The organism is Phaeobacter sp. B1627 (genome assembly GCF_006265095.1).
Lineage (GTDB): Bacteria > Pseudomonadota > Alphaproteobacteria > Rhodobacterales > Rhodobacteraceae > Epibacterium.
In genome coordinates, this window is sequence record NZ_VCNK01000007.1 from 1 (window position 1) to 17,926 (window position 17,926).

Annotated in this window: 17 protein-coding genes; 6 read left to right on the top strand and 11 right to left on the bottom strand. The window is 60.9% G+C overall.

Annotated elements, in window-relative coordinates; genetic code table 11:
* The first annotated feature begins 244 nt into the window (after positions 1 to 244).
* Positions 245 to 541 (top strand): hypothetical protein, encoded by a 297-nt coding sequence (locus FGE21_RS05530; RefSeq protein WP_139662301.1) that lies wholly within the window; start codon positions 245 to 247, stop codon positions 539 to 541.
* Between the two features lie 330 nt (positions 542 to 871).
* On the opposite strand, the gene FGE21_RS05535 is transcribed toward FGE21_RS05530, so the two are convergent.
* On the bottom strand, positions 872 to 2,044 hold the full coding sequence (locus FGE21_RS05535; protein ID WP_139662302.1) for an acetyl-CoA C-acyltransferase: 1,173 nt from the start codon (positions 2,042 to 2,044) through the stop codon (positions 872 to 874).
* A gap of 95 nt (positions 2,045 to 2,139) precedes the next feature.
* Here FGE21_RS05535 and FGE21_RS05540 point away from each other — a divergent pair, with 95 nt between their 5' ends.
* The 3 genes from FGE21_RS05540 to FGE21_RS05550 all read left to right on the top strand — a co-directional run bounded on the left by FGE21_RS05540 (position 2,140) and on the right by FGE21_RS05550 (position 4,915).
* A complete protein-coding gene (locus FGE21_RS05540) occupies positions 2,140 to 2,484 on the top strand; it encodes an STAS domain-containing protein (protein WP_139662303.1) in 345 nt (114 codons plus the stop codon).
* 33 nt (positions 2,485 to 2,517) lie between these two features.
* Entirely contained in the window at positions 2,518 to 2,958 is a 441-nt protein-coding gene (locus FGE21_RS05545) for an ATP-binding protein (RefSeq protein WP_139662304.1), read from the top strand.
* Positions 2,959 to 3,337: 379 nt separating this feature from the next.
* Positions 3,338 to 4,915, top strand: coding sequence for a gamma-glutamyltransferase family protein (locus tag FGE21_RS05550; RefSeq protein WP_139662305.1), 1,578 nt, complete (start codon positions 3,338 to 3,340; stop codon positions 4,913 to 4,915).
* Between the two features lie 117 nt (positions 4,916 to 5,032).
* Here the strand turns inward: FGE21_RS05550 and hspQ are convergent, their stop codons facing one another.
* Positions 5,033 to 5,359, bottom strand: a complete 327-nt coding sequence (hspQ, locus tag FGE21_RS05555) for a heat shock protein HspQ (protein WP_139662306.1) — start codon at positions 5,357 to 5,359, stop codon at positions 5,033 to 5,035.
* A gap of 228 nt (positions 5,360 to 5,587) precedes the next feature.
* Between hspQ and FGE21_RS05560 the strand changes: the two genes are divergently transcribed.
* Entirely contained in the window at positions 5,588 to 6,175 is a 588-nt protein-coding gene (locus FGE21_RS05560; RefSeq protein WP_139662307.1) for a lytic transglycosylase, read from the top strand.
* Between the two features lie 52 nt (positions 6,176 to 6,227).
* Here FGE21_RS05560 and FGE21_RS05565 read toward each other — a convergent pair whose 3' ends face one another.
* The 4 genes from FGE21_RS05565 to FGE21_RS05580 all read right to left on the bottom strand — a co-directional run bounded on the left by FGE21_RS05565 (position 6,228) and on the right by FGE21_RS05580 (position 12,763).
* Positions 6,228 to 6,827: an outer membrane lipoprotein carrier protein LolA gene (locus FGE21_RS05565; RefSeq protein WP_139662308.1), complete on the bottom strand. Its 600-nt coding sequence runs from the start codon at positions 6,825 to 6,827 to the stop codon at positions 6,228 to 6,230.
* 67 nt (positions 6,828 to 6,894) lie between these two features.
* On the bottom strand, positions 6,895 to 10,017 hold the full coding sequence (locus FGE21_RS05570; RefSeq protein ID WP_139662309.1) for a DNA translocase FtsK: 3,123 nt from the start codon (positions 10,015 to 10,017) through the stop codon (positions 6,895 to 6,897).
* Positions 10,018 to 10,145: 128 nt separating this feature from the next.
* Complete coding sequence (locus tag FGE21_RS05575) at positions 10,146 to 11,324, bottom strand: aminotransferase class I/II-fold pyridoxal phosphate-dependent enzyme (RefSeq protein ID WP_139662310.1); 1,179 nt, start codon at positions 11,322 to 11,324, stop codon at positions 10,146 to 10,148.
* 107 nt (positions 11,325 to 11,431) lie between these two features.
* The gene (locus FGE21_RS05580) at positions 11,432 to 12,763 is read right to left on the bottom strand and encodes an amidase (RefSeq protein WP_139662311.1); all 1,332 of its coding nucleotides are present in this window, start codon (positions 12,761 to 12,763) and stop codon (positions 11,432 to 11,434) included.
* A gap of 188 nt (positions 12,764 to 12,951) precedes the next feature.
* On the opposite strand from FGE21_RS05580, the gene FGE21_RS05585 reads away from it, so the two are divergent.
* Positions 12,952 to 14,178, top strand: a complete 1,227-nt coding sequence (locus FGE21_RS05585) for a UbiH/UbiF/VisC/COQ6 family ubiquinone biosynthesis hydroxylase (protein WP_139662312.1) — start codon at positions 12,952 to 12,954, stop codon at positions 14,176 to 14,178.
* Positions 14,179 to 14,190: 12 nt separating this feature from the next.
* Here FGE21_RS05585 and FGE21_RS05590 read toward each other — a convergent pair whose 3' ends face one another.
* From FGE21_RS05590 to FGE21_RS05610, 5 genes are all read right to left on the bottom strand, one after another.
* Positions 14,191 to 14,376 carry a Trm112 family protein gene (locus FGE21_RS05590; protein WP_139662313.1) on the bottom strand — a complete coding sequence of 62 codons (186 nt, stop codon included), beginning with the start codon at positions 14,374 to 14,376 and terminating at the stop codon, positions 14,191 to 14,193.
* Positions 14,373 to 15,017, bottom strand: coding sequence for an LON peptidase substrate-binding domain-containing protein (locus tag FGE21_RS05595; protein ID WP_139662314.1), 645 nt, complete (start codon positions 15,015 to 15,017; stop codon positions 14,373 to 14,375). The genes FGE21_RS05590 and FGE21_RS05595 overlap by 4 nt, the downstream gene beginning before the upstream one ends.
* Positions 15,018 to 15,044: 27 nt before the next feature.
* Complete coding sequence (locus tag FGE21_RS05600; protein WP_139662315.1) at positions 15,045 to 15,980, bottom strand: co-chaperone YbbN; 936 nt, start codon at positions 15,978 to 15,980, stop codon at positions 15,045 to 15,047.
* Between the two features lie 115 nt (positions 15,981 to 16,095).
* On the bottom strand, positions 16,096 to 16,884 hold the full coding sequence (locus FGE21_RS05605) for an exodeoxyribonuclease III (RefSeq protein ID WP_139662316.1): 789 nt from the start codon (positions 16,882 to 16,884) through the stop codon (positions 16,096 to 16,098).
* Positions 16,885 to 17,192: 308 nt separating this feature from the next.
* A complete protein-coding gene (locus FGE21_RS05610) occupies positions 17,193 to 17,879 on the bottom strand; it encodes a response regulator transcription factor (RefSeq protein WP_139662317.1) in 687 nt (228 codons plus the stop codon).
* Positions 17,880 to 17,926: the final 47 nt, after the last annotated feature.

Here is a 17,926-nt window from a genome sequence, read left to right on the forward strand (position 1 = left end):
ACCGCGGCATATCCGAGCGGGAAATCCACTTAGGAAACGGCTCGAAACTGCTCAAACGGACCAAGCCACCTCTGCTGAAATGGCTTATCGAAGCGGTCTACCCAATAGATCGCTAGACAAGTACATGCCAAGAAAAGGAGCCAGTTTGCCTGGCTTTGACGCGCTGAAATCTATGGCGTCTGGCTTTGGGATTTCCATAGATTGATTGGTATTTGGCCCGGAAACGCCGAATGAGTACACTCGCTTGCTTGTAGAGCAATCTGCATACGAAATCGCTTTGGATATCTTTGAGACCTTTGTTCGAGAGGGGATAGAGAACAAGCGCCCGTTCTATCAAGATGAAGAGGTGTTCGGCTCGACTCCTGAGTGGTGGGCGTCAGTCATGGCTGGGAAGGCGGCTGAAATAGCAGCAGACCTATCCAAGAAGGGCGCAACTGCTGAGACCCTGCGCCACAAAAAGTCTGATCGCGACGAACAACTTCTGGAATATGTCAAAGACAAGTGGGCACGAGGTGGAGCGGACCAGCTCTCATCCGACTAAACCACAAACGGAAACTAAGCAGGGTCAACCTTCGAGCGAAACAGTGGTCGGTGGTCGCATAAAACCGACCACCTCATGCTAACGACCATTGAAATCATTTTACTTTTTCGAACCAGCAATGCAATGCACCCGGTAAAAAGCAGTGATATCCGGCGATATGGTATCAAATCTGATGAAATTCAGATCTTGTAACCTACTGAAAATATATGACAAAAATTTCATCAGGTACCAAACCGAATGCAACCCGTCACTTCGACAAACCCATGAGAGGAGGGGCGCTCCCCTCCTCGCGGTGTCCTGCAACGCAGATACGGGCCCCCATCCCGGAGGTCAAACCCGCTCTATCGCAATTGCAGTGCCTTCACCGCCGCCGATGCAAATCGCCGCGATCCCACGCTTCAGCCCGCGTTTTTCCAATGCGTTCAGAAGGGTTACCATGATCCGCGCACCAGACGCACCGATCGGGTGACCCAGCGCGCAGGCGCCGCCATTCACGTTGATTTTATCCCGTGAAATGCCCATTTCGCGCATGAAGGCCATCGGCACCACCGCGAAGGCCTCGTTGACCTCCCACAGATCCACATCCTCCACGTCCCAACCGATGCGGGTCAGAAGTTTGCGCGCCGCCGGAACCGGCGCGGTGGTGAACCAACCCGGCGCCTGAGCGTGACTGGCATGGCCCAGTATATGCGCCTTGACCGGAAGGCCACGCGCCGTGGCGGCGGATTCGCTGGCAAGCACCAATGCTGCGGCCCCATCGGAGATCGAAGACGCATTGGCCGCCGTCACCGTCCCGCCCTCGCGGAACGCAGGCTTCAGGGTCGGGATCTTGTCCGGCCGCGCCGATTTCGGCTGCTCGTCTGCATCGGTGACGACCTCGCCTTTGCGGGTTTTCACCACGACCTCGGTGATTTCACCCTCAAAAGCGCCGGTCTCCTGCGCCGCCAGCGCGTTGGAGAGCGAGCCGAGCGCAAACGCATCCTGCTCCTCCCGCGTGAACTGATAGTGCTCGGCGCAATCCTCGGCAAAGGTGCCCATCAGGCGCCCCTTGTCATAGGCGTCCTCCAACCCGTCGAGGAACATGTGGTCGATGACCTGACCATGCCCGATACGCGCCCCGCCTCGCATCTTCGGCAGCAGATAGGGCGCATTGGTCATGCTCTCCATGCCGCCGGCCACCATCACGTCGGCGCCGCCCGAAGCAAGGCGATCATAGGCGATCATCGCAGCCTTCATACCGGACCCACACATCTTGTTGAGCGTGGTCGCAGGCACCTCCTCGCCAAGGCCTGCGGCAAACCCCGCCTGACGGGCGGGCGCTTGTCCCTGACCGGCAGACAAAACGCAGCCCATCAGAAGCTCATCCACCACAGTGGTGCCCGCGCGTGCCAGCGCAGCCTTGATCGCCGCGCCGCCAAGATCCGCCGCCGCCACGCCATCATATATTCCCTGAAATCCACCCATTGGCGTTCGGGCTGCTCCTGCGATCATAATTCTGACCATTCAAACTCTCCTCCAATTTTCTGATCTATCCATACTGAATGATAACATTTAAGGTCTAGAGTGAGTTCCAAGTATGACCAGCCGAGGAACATTAAATGAGCCTGACTAGTACGGTAGCGGACGGTGCGCAGGTGGTGACGGTAAACGCCCAGCGCATTGATGCGGCCATGGCCATCCAGTTCAAGGAAGACATGCGGACGGAAACAGACTCCGGACCGCCGCGTGTCATTCTTGATCTGTCGAGCGTGGCTTTCATTGACTCCAGCGGCTTGGGGGCGATTGTCGCCGTTATGAAGCAGTTGGGAAAAGACCGCAGGCTCGATCTGGCAGGTCTCACACCCATGGTCGAAAAAGTGTTCCGGCTGACCCGCATGGACACAGTTTTCAACCTTTTCGATACGCTTCAGGATGCGCTGGACCCTGAGCAACTCGAACATTGACCCTGGTAAGACCCTTTTCGGAGCCTGAACTCTATGGTTGAAACCTTCGCCTGCTCCTTCAGGGCGACCGAGCTTGATGCCCGGAGGGGTATCGTATCTGTGGTTGACCGACTGAAAGACATGGGTGTCCCGGACCCACGGGTCGACGAGGTCCAGATAGCCCTTGCCGAGGCGGTCAACAACGTTGTCGAGCATGCCTACGCTGAAACCGCCACAGGCGATGTGCTGATACGCTGCAACCTGCACCCCGACCGCTTGTGGGTAGAAATTCGGGATGCGGGCATTCCGTTTCCGAACGCAACCCTTCCTGAGGGCCAGGCCGTAAAGGTTGATGCCAATACACCGCTGGCTGATCTGCCCGAAGGCGGGTTCGGATGGTTCCTGATCCGCGAATTGGCAAGCGATATCAAATACAAACGGAACACAGACAACAATCAGCTGTCCCTGTGTTTTGAAATCCAGCTGACCGCCTGAAGCTGTCCGACGCTTCGCCGCACAACAGTTGGTCACAGATCAGCGGCCAGTCGCCGCCGCCATAAGCTGCGCGCCGGACTGAAAGCAAACCCCAAGCATTTATGGTAAATCCCCGCGAAATCCCACCGGCAGACACGAATCCGCCGCATTCTAGACCCACCCACGCCAGAATGATGAGGGATTTATAAACGCATAGGTAGCGAAAGCTCCCCCGGTGTCGTGTGTTTCTGCCCCCACCAAGTGCACGACACCGGGTCCATTTCACAATGACTGCCGCACCGCGCCCCCGCTGCAGATGCGCAGTTTGAACGTCCCCCCATTTTGCGATTGCCTCTTTTGACGAGACCACTAGGCTTCGCCCGATTTCGGGAGGACAGACATGCGTGACTTTCAACATCCCGGCCGCTCTGCGGTCTTTGCGCAAAACGGGATATGCGCCACTTCACATCCGCTGGCGGCTCAGGCTGCGATCGACATTCTCAAACGCGGTGGCAACGCAATGGATGCGGCAATTGCCGGGGCGGTCCTGTTGGGGATTTGCGAGCCGCAGATGACCGGCATCGGCGGTGACTGCTTTGTGCTTTATAATCGGGCCGGTGAGACGACGGTACGTGCCCTCAACGGATCGGGGCGGGCGCCAGCAGCGGCCAGCGCCGCAGAGCTGCGCGATCAGGGCAGGACCACGGTTCCCCTCAATACGCCGGACGCGGTGACCATTCCCGGTGCCATCGACGCCTTTTGTCACTTGTCTGAAACGGAGGGCCGCCTGGGGCTCGACGCCCTTCTTGCTCCGGCGATTCATTATGCGGACCAGGGCGTGCCGGTTGCGCCGCGCGTGGCCTTTGACTGGGCGAATGATGCCACGACATTGCAGGGCAAGGCGCGCGACACCTATCTGTTCAACGGCGACGCCCCCAAAGTCGGTGCCATTTTCCGGGCTCCCGGTCAGGCCGAAGTCTTGCGCCGGATCGCCCGCGACGGGCGGGATGCCTTCTACACAGGGGAGGTGGCCGACGACATGATCGCCGCGTTGGTTGCGCGGGGGGGGCACCACACCGCCGAGGATTTCCAGGCCACGGAGGCCACCGCTGCCGATCCGGTGTCCGGTCACTACAAAGGTGTCGATCTGCTGGAGCATCCGCCCAATGGCCAGGGCGCGACTGCAATTTTGATGCTGAACATTCTGAAGCATTTCGACATCGCAGCCATGGACCCGCATGGCGCACAGCGCGCCCATATCGAAGCCGAAGCGGCCAAGCTCGCCTATGATGCCCGCAACCGCTTTATTGCGGACCCGGACCACATGAGCAGGCTGGACTATATGCTGGCTGCGGAAACCGCAGAGCGCCTCGCCGCGCTGATCGACCCGAAACGTGCCATGGCCGCCCCCGAAGCCATCAGCGAGGCCGTACACAAGGATACGATCTACATCACTGTGGTCGACAAGGACCGGATGTCCGTGTCCCTGATCTATTCCATTTTTCACGGATTTGGGTCCGGGATTGCGTCAGAGAAATTCGGCATTCTGCTGCAAAACCGAGGCGCGGGTTTCTGTCTGAAGGAGGGCCACGCCAACGAGCTGGGCGGCAAAAAGCGCCCGATGCACACCATCATTCCGGCCATGCTGGCCGAAGGCGGACGGGTGACCCTGCCATTTGGCGTGATGGGAGGGGCCTACCAACCCAACGGGCACGCGCGTTTCGTGTCCAACCTGCAGGACTTCGGGATGGATCCGCAGCAGGCCATGGATGCGCCCAGATCGTTTTCCGATGGTGGTCATTTCAAACTGGAACGCGGTTACGGCGACAGCGTCCGTCGCACGCTGAGCGACATGGGTCACAAAGTGGAAACACCAACCACGGCGATCGGAGGCTCGCAAGCCATCAAGATCCATGACAGCGGGGTTCTGGAAGGCGCAAGCGACCCGCGCAAGGACGGCTGCGCGCTCGGCTACTGAGATCAAGGGCGAGCGCGGGCGAGGGAGGCACCAGACAGATCGGGATACCGGGACAAACCCCGGTTCCCGCTTTTTCAAAACTATGGTTTCAGGGCAATGGGTTCAACTCAAAGGGGTTCAGTTCAAAGGATACTGAAGCTGATAGTTGCCGTCATCAAAGCCCGTGAACATATCAAAGACATCCGGATGACTGACCGGCTCGCCGGAATAGTCTGCGATCAAATTCTGCTCCGACACATAGGCCACATAGTAGGTCTGATCGTTTTCAGCGAGCAAATGATAGTAGGGTTGCTCTCGTGCCGGACGGCTTTCCTCGGGAATGGCCTCATACCATTCCTCAGTATTTGAAAACTCCGGATCCACATCGAACACAACGCCACGAAACGGGTGCTTGCGGTGACGCACGACCTGGCCAAGATTGTATTTTGCGCGTGTTCTCAGCATATTTAAGGCCCTCTTCTCCTCCTTTACTAGCTGTTTTCGAACATGATTGTCCAACCTCGGCAGTGATTTTTTCCAGAAACAGTCTGTCAGGCTGTGCCTTACAGTCCGGTAAGGTTATAAATTTAAACAAATTTTTTAGATCGGCGGCCCGTTGCAGGGTCTGATGATTGGGATTTCTTCTCCCCCACGGATTGGTTAAACTCATCAAAAACACAAAGGCAGAGGCAAATGAGCAGAATCATCAGTGCCCTGGCGCTCTTGTTGGCTTTGGCAGCCTGTGGTGGAGGATACAATTCCCCGCCGCGGAACCTGGACAATGCCTGCAGTATCATCAACGAGCGCCCCAAATATCTACGTGCATTCCGGGCCGCTGAGCGGCGCTGGGGCATTCCCGTGCACGTGCAGATGGCAACCATCCATCAGGAAAGCAAATTTGACGGCGACGCCCGCACCCCTCACAAATATGTTCTCGGGATCATCCCGATGGGTCGGGTTTCCAGCGCCTATGGCTATGGTCAGGCCCTGGACGGAACCTGGGATGACTACAAGAGAGACACCGGCCGCCGCTTTGCACGCCGCGACAAGATCGACGACGCCACGGACTTCATGGGCTGGTATATGACCCGCAGTTACCAGCGAAACGGCATCCCCTTGACCGACGCCCGCAACCAGTATCTGGCCTACCACGAGGGCCACACTGGCTATGCCCGCGGCAGCTACCGGAGCAAGAGCTGGCTCTTGCGGGTCGCAAACAGTGTCGAGGCACGTTCAAATGCCTATCAGGCGCAACTGAATGGCTGTCGGCGGTTCCGCTGACAGCCAACGAGAGATGCCCTGACGACTATCAGCTTTGGGCGCCTTGGGGCGCCTAGCGGTCGCGCTTGGGACGTGAGATGCTGAACAGGCTGGATTTGAGCGACATGCCGGTCGCCATCTCGCCGAGGATCACCGTAGTCTCCTCGCCCGCACCGCCGTGAATCACCCATTTGCGCAGCTGCACGGGGTCATCCGTGAACATCAGTTCGATACTGCCGTATTCAGGGTTCTTCGGATCCTGTGCCCTCACCACGGTGGAGACCCCGTCAAAGCCATGGCCGACCACCATATCGGCCTGCGACAGGTTCACGGTCCGGGCCAGGATCAACGACAGGGGCGTCCGGGCCAATGGGTAGGTTTCAGGCGGTTGGTTGGATTTCGGGTCCAGAATCGCAACCGTCCCGGCCTCTGCAAGAACCAGACCGGAATGTGGCGCATCATATTCAAAGCGCACCTTGCCCGGGCGGCGCATGTACAACCGCCCCGTCGACAGGCTGCCGTCGTCATTGACCTGCGTAAAATCCGCCTGGGCCGTACTGAACCCGTTCAGATAGGACGAGATTTCCGTCAGGCTCAGCTTCTCGGCCGCGAGTGCAGCGGTAGAGGCCAGCGAGGTTGCGCCAAGCGCAAGTGCAAAGACAAACTGTTTCATGCGTATGAACATATGCGTCAATCTGGCAAAGTGAAGAGGCCGGGCGCATCACCCGGCCTTTTATCGCCTATTGCTCGGGGACCAGAATTTCCCTTTTGCCAACGTGGTTTGCGGATGAAACGAGGCCTTCTTCCTCCATCTGCTCCACCAACCTCGCGGCCTTGTTATAACCGATCCCTAATTTGCGCTGGATGTAGGAGGTCGAACATTTGCGATCCTTGATCACAATCGCAACCGCCTGATCATAGAGCGCATCCTCGCTGCCCGTGTTGCCGCCGGTATTGAGCCCTAGCACCGCATCGATGTTTTCGGCCTTCTCGTCATCGGGACCATCCAGAACGCTGCCGACATAGTCGGGTGGGCCGAACTGCTTGAGATGGTTCACGACCTCCTCGACTTCTTCGTCCGACACGAATGGGCCGTGACAGCGGATCACCTTGGAGCCCCCGGCCATATAGAGCATGTCGCCCATGCCAAGCAGCTGCTCCGCGCCCATTTCGCCCAGGATGGTGCGGCTATCGACCTTCGAGGTCACCTGGAAGGAAATACGGGTCGGAAAGTTCGCCTTGATCGTACCGGTGATCACATCCACCGACGGCCGCTGCGTTGCCATGATCAGGTGAATGCCGCTGGCCCGTGCCATCTGGGCGAGGCGCTGGATGCAGGCCTCGATTTCCTTGCCCGCCACCATCATCAGGTCGGCCATCTCATCCACGATCACCACGATATAGGGCAGGGTCTTGGGTTCGAACTCTTCGGTCTCGAATACCGGCTCTCCGGTGTCGTCGTCAAACCCGGTCTGCACGGTACGCGAGAACATTTCCCCCTTGGCCAGCGCCTCTTTGACCCGGCCATTGAAGCCCGCGATGTTACGGACGCCCATCTTGGACATCTTGCGATAGCGGTCTTCCATCTCGCCCACGACCCATTTCAGCGCCACGACGGCCTTTTTCGGATCGGTCACAACCGGCGACAGAAGATGCGGGATGCCGTCATAGACAGAGAGTTCCAGCATCTTCGGGTCGATCATGATCAGCCGGCATTCTTCCGGCGTCAACTTGTAGAGCAGAGAGAGGATCATGGTGTTGATGGCGACGGATTTACCGGAGCCGGTGGTCCCCGCAATCAACAGGTGCGGCATCTTGGCGAGATTGGCGACCACGCTGTCGCCGCCAATGTCCTTGCCCAGCGCCAGCGGCAGGTTCTGGTTGCCATCGCCAAAATCACGGCTGGCGAGAATTTCGCGCAGAACGACCTTTTCGCGATGCTCGTTGGGCAACTCGATGCCGATGACCGACCGGCCGGGCACCGTGGACACGCGCGCCGACAGTGCCGACATGGACCGGGCGATATCATCGGCCAGACCAATCACACGAGAGGCCTTGAGGCCCGGAGCGGGTTCCAGTTCGTACATGGTGACGACCGGACCGGGGCGCACGGATACGATCTCGCCCTTGACGCCATAGTCGTCGAGAACCGATTCCAGCATGCGGGCGTTCTCTTCCAGCGCCTCATCGCTGAGATGCAGACGTTCGATACTGGAAGGATTGCTCAGCAATGACAGGGGCGGCAGTTCAAAGTCGCTGTCCCCGTCCTGAAACAGGTTGGGCTGGGCCTCGGCCCGGGCCCGGGTGGACGGCTGCACCGGCTTGCGCTGCGGCTGCTCCACAACGGCCTTGCGAGGTTCGGCGACCGGGATCTCCATCGGTGGTCTGACCTCTGCCCTCGGGGTGATCTGAACGCGCGGCGCAGCCAAATCCGGTCGAATATCTCCCTCGTCGGGATGGTCGCTCTCCATTCCGGCCGATGCGGCATAGGGCGTAATAGCGGACGTCGCAGGGTCGTCCGGCAGGTCCTCCGTGGCCACCTCATCCACCCAATAGGCGTCCGGCAGGGCGGAGGCGATGTCCATCGCCGCAGTGTGGGACGCCACAGGGGGGGCTGCCACAGGGGGTGTCACCTCGTGGAGTGACGTGTGGAGTGTCGGGGCAGTGGGAATGGCGGTGGGAATGGCGGTGGCCGTGGCGGGGTCAGACAGCTGCGGATCGCCCCCGAGGGAGACCTCTCCGGCGCCCGGATTGAAGATCAGCGGCTCTGCGCGCTTGCCACGCCCCTTGGTCAGCGGCAGGTCGGCTTCGGGTCGCAGAGGTTCGCTCTGTGTGCGCCGAATTCGAACCGCATTTGCGATCTTTTGTGCGATCCGGTCGTCGCCGGGCGTGTCCGGGACAAACTCCAGTGGCTCCGGGTCGATCAATTCGGGCTCCGGCATCTGCACAGGCTCCGGCTCGGTCCGGCGGATCAGGTTGGTTGCGCGGCTGAGCAAGCCGCCCCGCTCTCCGGTCGCGGCAGCCTGCGCGGGATCTTCGCCGCTGTCTTGCGGGTGCAGTCCGAATTGCGGCTCGGCCCGCAGGAATGCGCTGTCGGGAGAGGGATCGCTATAGACCAGCGGCGCGTCAGAGCCATAGGCCTCTGCGGCACCCGCCCGCAGGTCTGCGCGCCGAGTTTTCCAGTTCCGGACCCCCTGCACGCCACGGCGCGCCCCCAGCCCCAAAAGCCGGGCCAACGATGCATAGGCGAGGATCAGCCCGACCAGCAGGAACCGGCCAAGCCGGCCGAGTTCCGACCGGGTGAAGCCGAGCACGAAAGCCCCCAAGGCCAACATGCCAATCGCAGTCAGGAAAGACAGGGATTTGACCAGAAACGCCAATCCGAAGGGCAACAATGCCAACAGACCGCCCAATGCGGTGTTGCCGATCATTCCCCCGAGGCCAAAGCTGTGGAAGGTTGTCCACTCCGCTCCGGGCACCAGTGTTTCGCAATGAAGGGCAACGACAATCAGCCAGAACACCAGCATCAGAGCGGGCCACAGGATGCGTTCCTCGCCCTTGTGCAGCAGGAACCGCCCGCCCCAGACGAACAGGAAAACAGCGATCGCCCACGCCCCTTTCCCCAGAAAGGTAATCAGCAGGAACGCGATGGAAGCGCCGGTCTGACCGAGCCAATTCTGCACCGGCGCATCCGTCGACACCATCCAGTTGCTGTCATCGGGGGTGTAGGATCCGATGATCGCTGCCACCACAAGGCCAACGCCGATCAGCATCAGGCCGATCAATTCCTTGCCGCGCTTTTCGATGGCCGCCTGCATATTGCTGTCGAGCAACGGGTCCCTGCTTCGCGTCTGAAATGCCATGCCTACCTCAGTTCATTCTCGCGGAGCGTGCTGGCTGTTTCGCTCTTGGGGCAGCCCCGCGGTGGTGTTTCGTCTTGTTTTGGCCCACGCCCGACAGAGATCGGTCGCGGAGGCCTATCTCATCGTGTTCAATAAAGACAACCGCGCAGGGCCAGCAGCGCCTGCCGAGTCTCGTCCGGCGGTGCAACAAGCGCCACGCGGATATATCCATGACCGGGGTTTTCTGCCCCCTCGCCCTGCGCCAGATATGCGCCGGGCAATACCCGAACGCCGGTGGCCTGCCAGAGCTTCAGCGCAGCCGCCTCGCCGTCCGCAACCGGCAGCCATAGGAAAAAGCCGGCCTCGGGAGGCATATAGCCGTCAAGACCTGCGAACACCTCGTCTGCGATACGGTATTTCTCCTGGTACAACGCGCGGTTTTCACTGACGTGACCCTCATCGGCCCAGACTTTTGCCGCCGCCGCCTGCAGTGGGCCGGGCATCGGAGCGCCGGAATAGGCCCGCAGCTTTTTCACCTGCACCAGCGTTTCCGGACCGCCCGCAAGCAGGCCCGATCGCAGTCCCGGCAGGTTCGACCGTTTCGACAGCGAATTGAACAGGACGATCCGCTCGGGGTCCGTTCCCAGTTCATCCGACACCGTCAGCGCCCCGACCGGCGCAATATCGCGGTAGATTTCGGAATAGCATTCATCCGCGAAAATCTTGAAATCATACTTTTCTGCCAGGCGGATCAGCCGCTCCCAATAGGCACGGGACGCCACCGCGCCCTGTGGGTTCGCAGGCGAGCAGACGTAGGCGATGGCGGTTCGGTTCAGCACATCCTCGGGCAGAGAGGCGTAATCCGGCAAGTGACCGGTCGCCTCGGTCGCGGGCACGAAAACAGGCTCTGCCGCGACCGAAATCGCCGCGATCATATAGACCTGATAGAAGGGGTTGGGGATCAGAACGACGGGGCGCTGGCCGTTCTTCTCTTCCGGGCAGAGCGCCATCGCCGCATTGTACAGCCCTTCGCGGGTGCCATTGAGCGCCATGAGGCGGCTGGCCGGATCCAGGGTCACCCCGTAGCGCAGCGCGGCCCAGTCGGCCATCGCCCCGCGCAGATCGTCGCTGCCCTCGTTTTGCGGGTAGCGGTTGAACCCTGCGGCATTCTCCACGATCACATCCGTGACCCAGGACGGAAATGCATGGCGCGGTTCACCAATGGTCAGATGCACCACATCGCCACCGGGCGCGTGATGGTCCAAAAGCGCCCGAAGACGCGGAAACGCGTAGGGCGGCAGGCGGGAGAACCGCTCGGGAAACTTCATGTCTGTGCCTCAATGCCGGGATCGTGATCGCCCCGTTTGTCCCGCAGGGTACAGTCCAAACAGGGTTCCGTCCACCCACTGACGCCGCGGATGGGACAGTGTTGCTTTCAGGCCAATGCGGCCTCAACCCCTGCACCGATGCGCAGCAGGGCCTCTTCACAGTCGGGCTGACCAAGAACCTGCAGCCCGCAGCTCGGATGGCCCGTCGGCAGGGACAATCCGCAGACCCCCATCAGATTGCCGATCCGCGTGTTCCTCAGCGCCATCAGGTTTGATGTCACGTAGTAGTCATGGTCCGTTTGCAGACGGGCGAGATTCGGTGGCAGGATCGGCGCAGCAGGCAGCAGGACCGCGTCAAACCCCGCGACCGCCTGATCCCAGTCCATGCGGATCTGTTCGAGTTTCGCCCAGGCTGCCACATAGTCTGCGCCGGAAAATTCTGCTCCCGCACGGAACCGGGCAAGAATCTCCGGGAACATCAGGTCCGGCATCGCTTCGATCACGTCCTTCCAAAGCCCGTAGGCCTCGGTCGTGAACAGGATCGGGCTCAGCGCCATCGCATCGGGCAATGTGGGGATCTCCAATGGGACGATCTCCGCGCCGGCATCCCGAAGCCTGGTGAGGGCTTCCGCATGGGCGGCCGCCACTTCGGGGGCAAGATTGTCCTTTGCCACAGTCTGCAGGTCGGCAAACCGCTTTCCTTCGGCCGTGGCCCCTTCCAGATCCGGCGCGGTGCCCGTCCCCTCGACAAGGGCCAACAACAATGACGCATCCTCGACGGTGCGTGCCAGGGGGCCGATTGTGTCGAACTTCAGACAGAGGGGGACGACGCCCTCAAGGCTGACCCGGCCGGCCGTGGTCTTCAGCCCCACCAGATCGTTCCACGCAGACGGGATCCGCACGGATCCGCCCGTATCAGATCCGATCGCCCCCGCCGCCAGACCGAAAGCTACCGACGCCGCCGCACCGGAGGAAGATCCGCCGGGAACAGCCGCCGGGTCGTTGACACAAGGGGGTGTTTCCTTGATCGGGTTCAGGCCCAGCCCGGAAAAGGCCAGCTCGCTCATATGGGTCTTGCCGAGACACACGGCCCCCATCGCGGTCGCGGTTTCCAGCACCAGCGCATCCGCTTCCGGTACCCGCCCCCTGAGCAGGTCAGAGCCGGACTCCGTGGCGACCCCCGCACTGTCGAACAGATCCTTCCAGCTGAGCGGAACCCCGTCGAGCGGCGATCGTCGCAGGCCGGCCTTCGCACGGGCCTGTGCGGCCTTTGCCTCCGCCCGAGCGCGCTCTGCCGTGACCTGCGTGTAGATCCGGCCGGCTTCCGGATGCGCGGCGATGGCCGCCAGAAAGGTCTCCGTCAGCGCGACAGGATCAATCTCGCCCGCGCCGATGCCGCGCCCCAATTGCGCCGCGCTCATGGTCAGCCAGTCCTGCATCCCCGTGCCTCCTCGTAACGGCCGCTTCTGAGGGCCGAATTTCTCTTGGCGCCACCGTAGCGACCCGATTGCACGGGCACAATCCTGCCGGATGCCACGTCGGGACAGGATCACGCCGAGACAGGATGATGTCCGACCTGCGGCAGCTTGACCATGGACAATTCCCTCTCTGGCGGCATAGTGCCCCCATGACAGATTTACGTGATATCCTGATCGTCGGCGGCGGATTGAACGGCCCTGCCCTTGCGCTTGCACTGGCGCAGGCCGGCCATGGGGTCACCCTGATCGACGCCCTGCCCGCCTCCACCCGGCAGGACGATGCGTTCGACGGGAGATCCTACGCTCTCGCGCTGGCCTCGACCCGCCTGTTGCAGCAAATCGGTGTCTGGTCCCATCTTGACGGCCACACGCAGCCCATGACCGAGATCAAGGTGAGCGATGGCAGCGCCGGACAAGGGGCCGCACCGTTCTTTCTGCATTTCGAGGAAAGCGATCTCGACGACGGCCCGATGGGCTATATGGTCGAGGACAGGTTTCTGCGCCGCGCCCTGATGAAGGCGATGGCAGACACGCCCGGCCTCACCCAGCTGTCCGGGCGCCGCGTGGTGTCGCAATCGGTCAGCGCAAATGCCGTCACTGTGACGCTGGATGATGACACTCAGATCACCGGAGCGCTTCTGGTCGGGGCTGACGGCCGCCAGAGCGGCACCGCCGCGCGCGCGGGCATCCGGCGCACGGGCTGGGACTACGGGCAAACTGCGCTGGTCTGTGCCATCGCGCACGAGCTGCCGCACCATGGAATAGCCCATCAGTTCTTCATGCCGCCTGGCCCGCTGGCGATCCTGCCGCTGCCCGGCAATCGCTCCTCCATTGTCTGGAGTGAAAGCCATGCAGAAGCCGCGCGCATTCATGCCATGGACGACGCCGGCTACCTTGCGGCCCTGCAACCCAGATTTGGCTCGTTTCTCGGAGAGATCTCACTGGCGGGCAAACGCTACAGCTACCCGCTGAAGCTGAGCCTCGCCAATTCATTTTTCAGTCAGCGGCTGGCGCTGGTGGGCGATGCGGCGCATGGGCTGCATCCGATCGCCGGGCAGGGGCTCAACGCAGGGCTGCGCGATATTGCCAGCCTGGCCGAGGTCCTGACCGATGCGCGGCGCAGGGGCGAAGACCCGGCCAGCCCGCTGGTTCTGGCCCGCTATCAACAGTGGCGCCGCTTTGACACAACCTCGCTTGCGCTGGCCACCGACACGTTCAACAGGTTGTTTTCAAACGACAACCCGATCCTTCGCGCGGCCCGGGATCTGGGCCTCGGGCTGACCAACGCTGTCCCTTCCCTGCGCCGGGGGTTTGTCAGAGAGGCCGCAGGCCTGTCCGGTGACCTGCCGAGACTGTTGCAGGGGCGCCCCCTCTGAGGCGCGGTGCCCCTACTCCAGCGGTCGCGCTTCGTCGGTCAACATCACCGGAATTCCGTTGCGGATCGGAAAGGCCAGATTGGCCGAGCGGGAGATCAGCTCCTGCGCCTCGGCATTATACTCCAACACCCTATGGGACACCGGGCAGACCAGCGCTTCGAGCATGCGGCGATCAAACGCAGGACTATGATCCGTCATTGTAGTTTTTCCTCAAGCGAGCCGCCGCGAAGGGCGAATTCCAAAAGTGTGACAAGCGTTTTTCGACGCGCGGTCAGGCTCGAAGCCTCAAGCAGAGCCTGCTTGTCCTCCGGTTCAAAGTCCAGCAGCATCGACAGCGAATTCACCAACAGCTCATCACCTGCCTCTTCCAATGCGCCCCAGTCAGTCGATAGGCCGCGCGCATCCATATAGCGCCCCAGCAACGCCATCATCGTTGCCCGGTCAAACCCCTCATCTGTTTCCGTCCGGCCCAGATCCGTCTCAAAGCCGGACCAATCCACAACACAGCGCCGATAGGGCGTGAAGCCCTCGACTTCCGTCTTCAGGTGGTACCGCGATATTCCGCACAGGGTGATGAAATAGCGGCCATCTTCGGTTTCAGAGAATTGCGTCACCCGCCCGGCACAACCGACCCCATAGAGCCCGGACCCATCTCCGGACCGCCCGCCATTCGGTTGCATCATGCCGATCACCCGCTCGCGGGTCTTGAGAGCATCCTCCAGCATCTGCAGGTAGCATGGTTCAAAAATATGAAGGGGCAACTTTGCCCGAGGCAACAAGAGCGCCCCGGGCAATGGGAAAATCGGAATGGTATTGGGCAGATCCGCGATTTTTATCATGAAAGGGAACTTAGCGCGGCGACCGCCTCAGGCAAATATCAGCGAGCTCAGCTTGCGCCGCCCGTTCAGGACCACCGGATCATTGGGCTTCAACGCATCGAAAATGGTGAAGAGCTGGGCCTTGGCCGCGCCGTCGTTCCATTCGCGGTCACGGCGGAAAAGATCCAGCAATTCGGTCACTGCAGCCTCTGCATCACCTGCCGCGTGCAGGGCCTGCGCCAGATCGAAACGGGCCTGCAGATTGTCAGGATCCGCATCCACAGCCGCCCGCAGCTCTGCAACAGGGCCTGCGTTTTCTGCCTGCCGGGCCAGTTCTATCTGCGCATGGGCCGCTTCGATTTCAGGCGCGGTGGAGATCTCTGCCGGGGCGCCGTTCAGCACGGCCTCAGCCTGATCCAGCTCTCCCAATGCGACATGGCACCGCGCCAGACCGCCGTAGGCAGCCGCGTTTTGATCGTCTTCGCCCATGATCGCAGCAAAGACCTGCGCCGCGTCAGAGGCCGCGCCCTCTTCCAGCATTTGTTCGGCCGTTTCCAACGCCTCGCCAAGACCGCCGTCCGCGGTTCCACCAGCGGCCTCTGCAATGCGCTGCAGAAAGGCGTCGATTTCAGATTGCGATTGGGCCCCTTGAAACATGTCCAGCGGACGGCCCTGATAGAAGGCAACGACCGTCGGGATCGACTGTAGCGGCAGACCCTGCTGGGCCAGCGCCGAGGCCAGACGCTGGTTTTCATCCACGTTGATCTTGGCCATGCGGACCGCGCCTTTGGCCTTGGTCACGGCAGCTTCCAACATGGGGCCGAGCGTCTTGCAGGGGCCGCACCACGGGGCCCAGAAATCCACAATGACCGGGATCTCCATGGAGGCATCAACCACCTCCTGCATGAAGGTCGCTTCGGTCACATCCTTGATGAGATCGCTCGCAGGGGCTGCGGCGCCCGCTCCGCCCAGAATATCCATCATCGCTCCGCTCTCCTGTAGTCAGTTGCGCCTTATATGCGGCCTCAGCCCGAGAAAACCAAGAGATGACTTTCGCATCTGCGCAGATCGCAGCCTCCGCTGTGCCAGTGGCGCCGGGTCAGAGATCGAAGGTTGCAAAAACCGGTGCGTGGTCACTGGGTTTTTCCCAACCCCGGGCGGCGCGCAGGATCCGGCTGGAATGCGCGGCCTGCGAGATATCCGACGTCGACCAGATGTGATCGAGACGCCGCCCCTTGTCGGCCGCATCCCAATCCTTTGCGCGGTAGCTCCACCAGCTGTAGAGCAGCCCTTCGGGGATATCGTTGCGGGTGACATCGCTCCAGCCGCCTGCCTCCATGACCTGCTCCAGATGCGCCACCTCGACCGGCGTGTGGCTGACGATCTTCAACAGCTTCTTGTGATCCCAGACGTCGTCTTCGCGCGGCGCAATGTTCAAATCACCGACCAGTACGGATTTCTCGGGTCGTTCCGCATGGAACCAATCCCGCATTTCGGTCAGATAATCGAGCTTCTGGCCAAACTTCACGTTTTTCTCGCGATCTGGCTCGTCGCCACCGGCGGGGACGTAAAAATTGTGGATCGTCACACCGTTCTCCAACCGGCCCGCGACATGGCGGGCGTGGCCGAGGCTGGCAAAATCCTTGTCCCCGACGTCCTCGATCGGCAAGCGGGAGAGGATCGCGACGCCGTTGTATCCCTTCTGCCCACGCGCGACCATATGCGTGTATCCGATGTCGTGAAACGCCTGCAGCGGGATCTTGTCCACCGGGCTTTTGCACTCCTGAAGACACAGAACGTCGGGGCCTTCCTCCGCCAGCAGCTTCAGCACGATCGGCTCGCGCAGGCGGACGGAGTTTATGTTCCAGGTGGCGAGGGTAAACGGCATTCGGCTTCTCAATCTCTGGCAAGGGTTTGGGGGGATATTGCCCGCAGGGACATCAGGATACCAGAGGGGCCGCCCTGCTTTTCTGCTCTTTCGCGCGACCGGTCTGCGGCAAAAGATCCGGCCTGCACCACAACCCGCACCGAAACCTGCGGCAAAAAAAGACCGGGCACGAGGCCCGGCCAGTCCAACAGGGAGGATGCATATCATAACCCGGATATGCGCGGGGTCTCATATTCGATTGCGGTCTGATCGGGGAACGCAGGACAACCGATCTTGTTCCATTCAGGCCACCAATTTAACTGATCGGCTCAGGCCACCAGCCGATAGCCGCCGGATTCCGTCACCAGAAGCCGGGCATTGGACGGGTCCGGCTCGATCTTCTGGCGCAGACGATAGATATGGGTCTCCAGCGTATGAGTTGTAACCCCCGCGTTGTAGCCCCAGACCTCATGCAGCAAAATGTCGCGGGGCACTACGCCATCATTGGACCGATAGAGAAATTTCAGAATATTGGTTTCCTTTTCCGTCAGCCGGATCTTGCGATCATCTTCGGTGACAAGCACCTTCATCGCGGGCTTGAACGTGTAGGGGCCAAGCACAAAGACCGCGTCCTCGGATTGCTCATGCTGCCGCAGCTGAGCACGAATGCGGGCGAGAAGAACCGGGAATTTGAACGGTTTGGTCACATAGTCATTGGCGCCGGCATCAAGGCCCAGGATGGTGTCGGCGTCGCTGTCATGCCCGGTCAGCATCAGGATCGGAGATTTGACGCCCTGCTTGCGCATCAGGCGGCACAGCTCGCGCCCATCCGTATCCGGCAGCCCCACATCGAGGATGATCAGATCGTAGATCGCTTCCTTGGCCCGCTCCATTGCGCTGTGACCGTCGCTGGCCTCAAAGACATCGAAATCCTCGGTCATGACGAGCTGCTCGCTCAGCGCCTCGCGCAGGTCTTCATCGTCGTCCACAAGCAGAATTTTCTTCAACTGTGCCATGGGCTCTCTCCTGTTCACTTGCAAAACAAATGTGAGCAAGGCCGGGA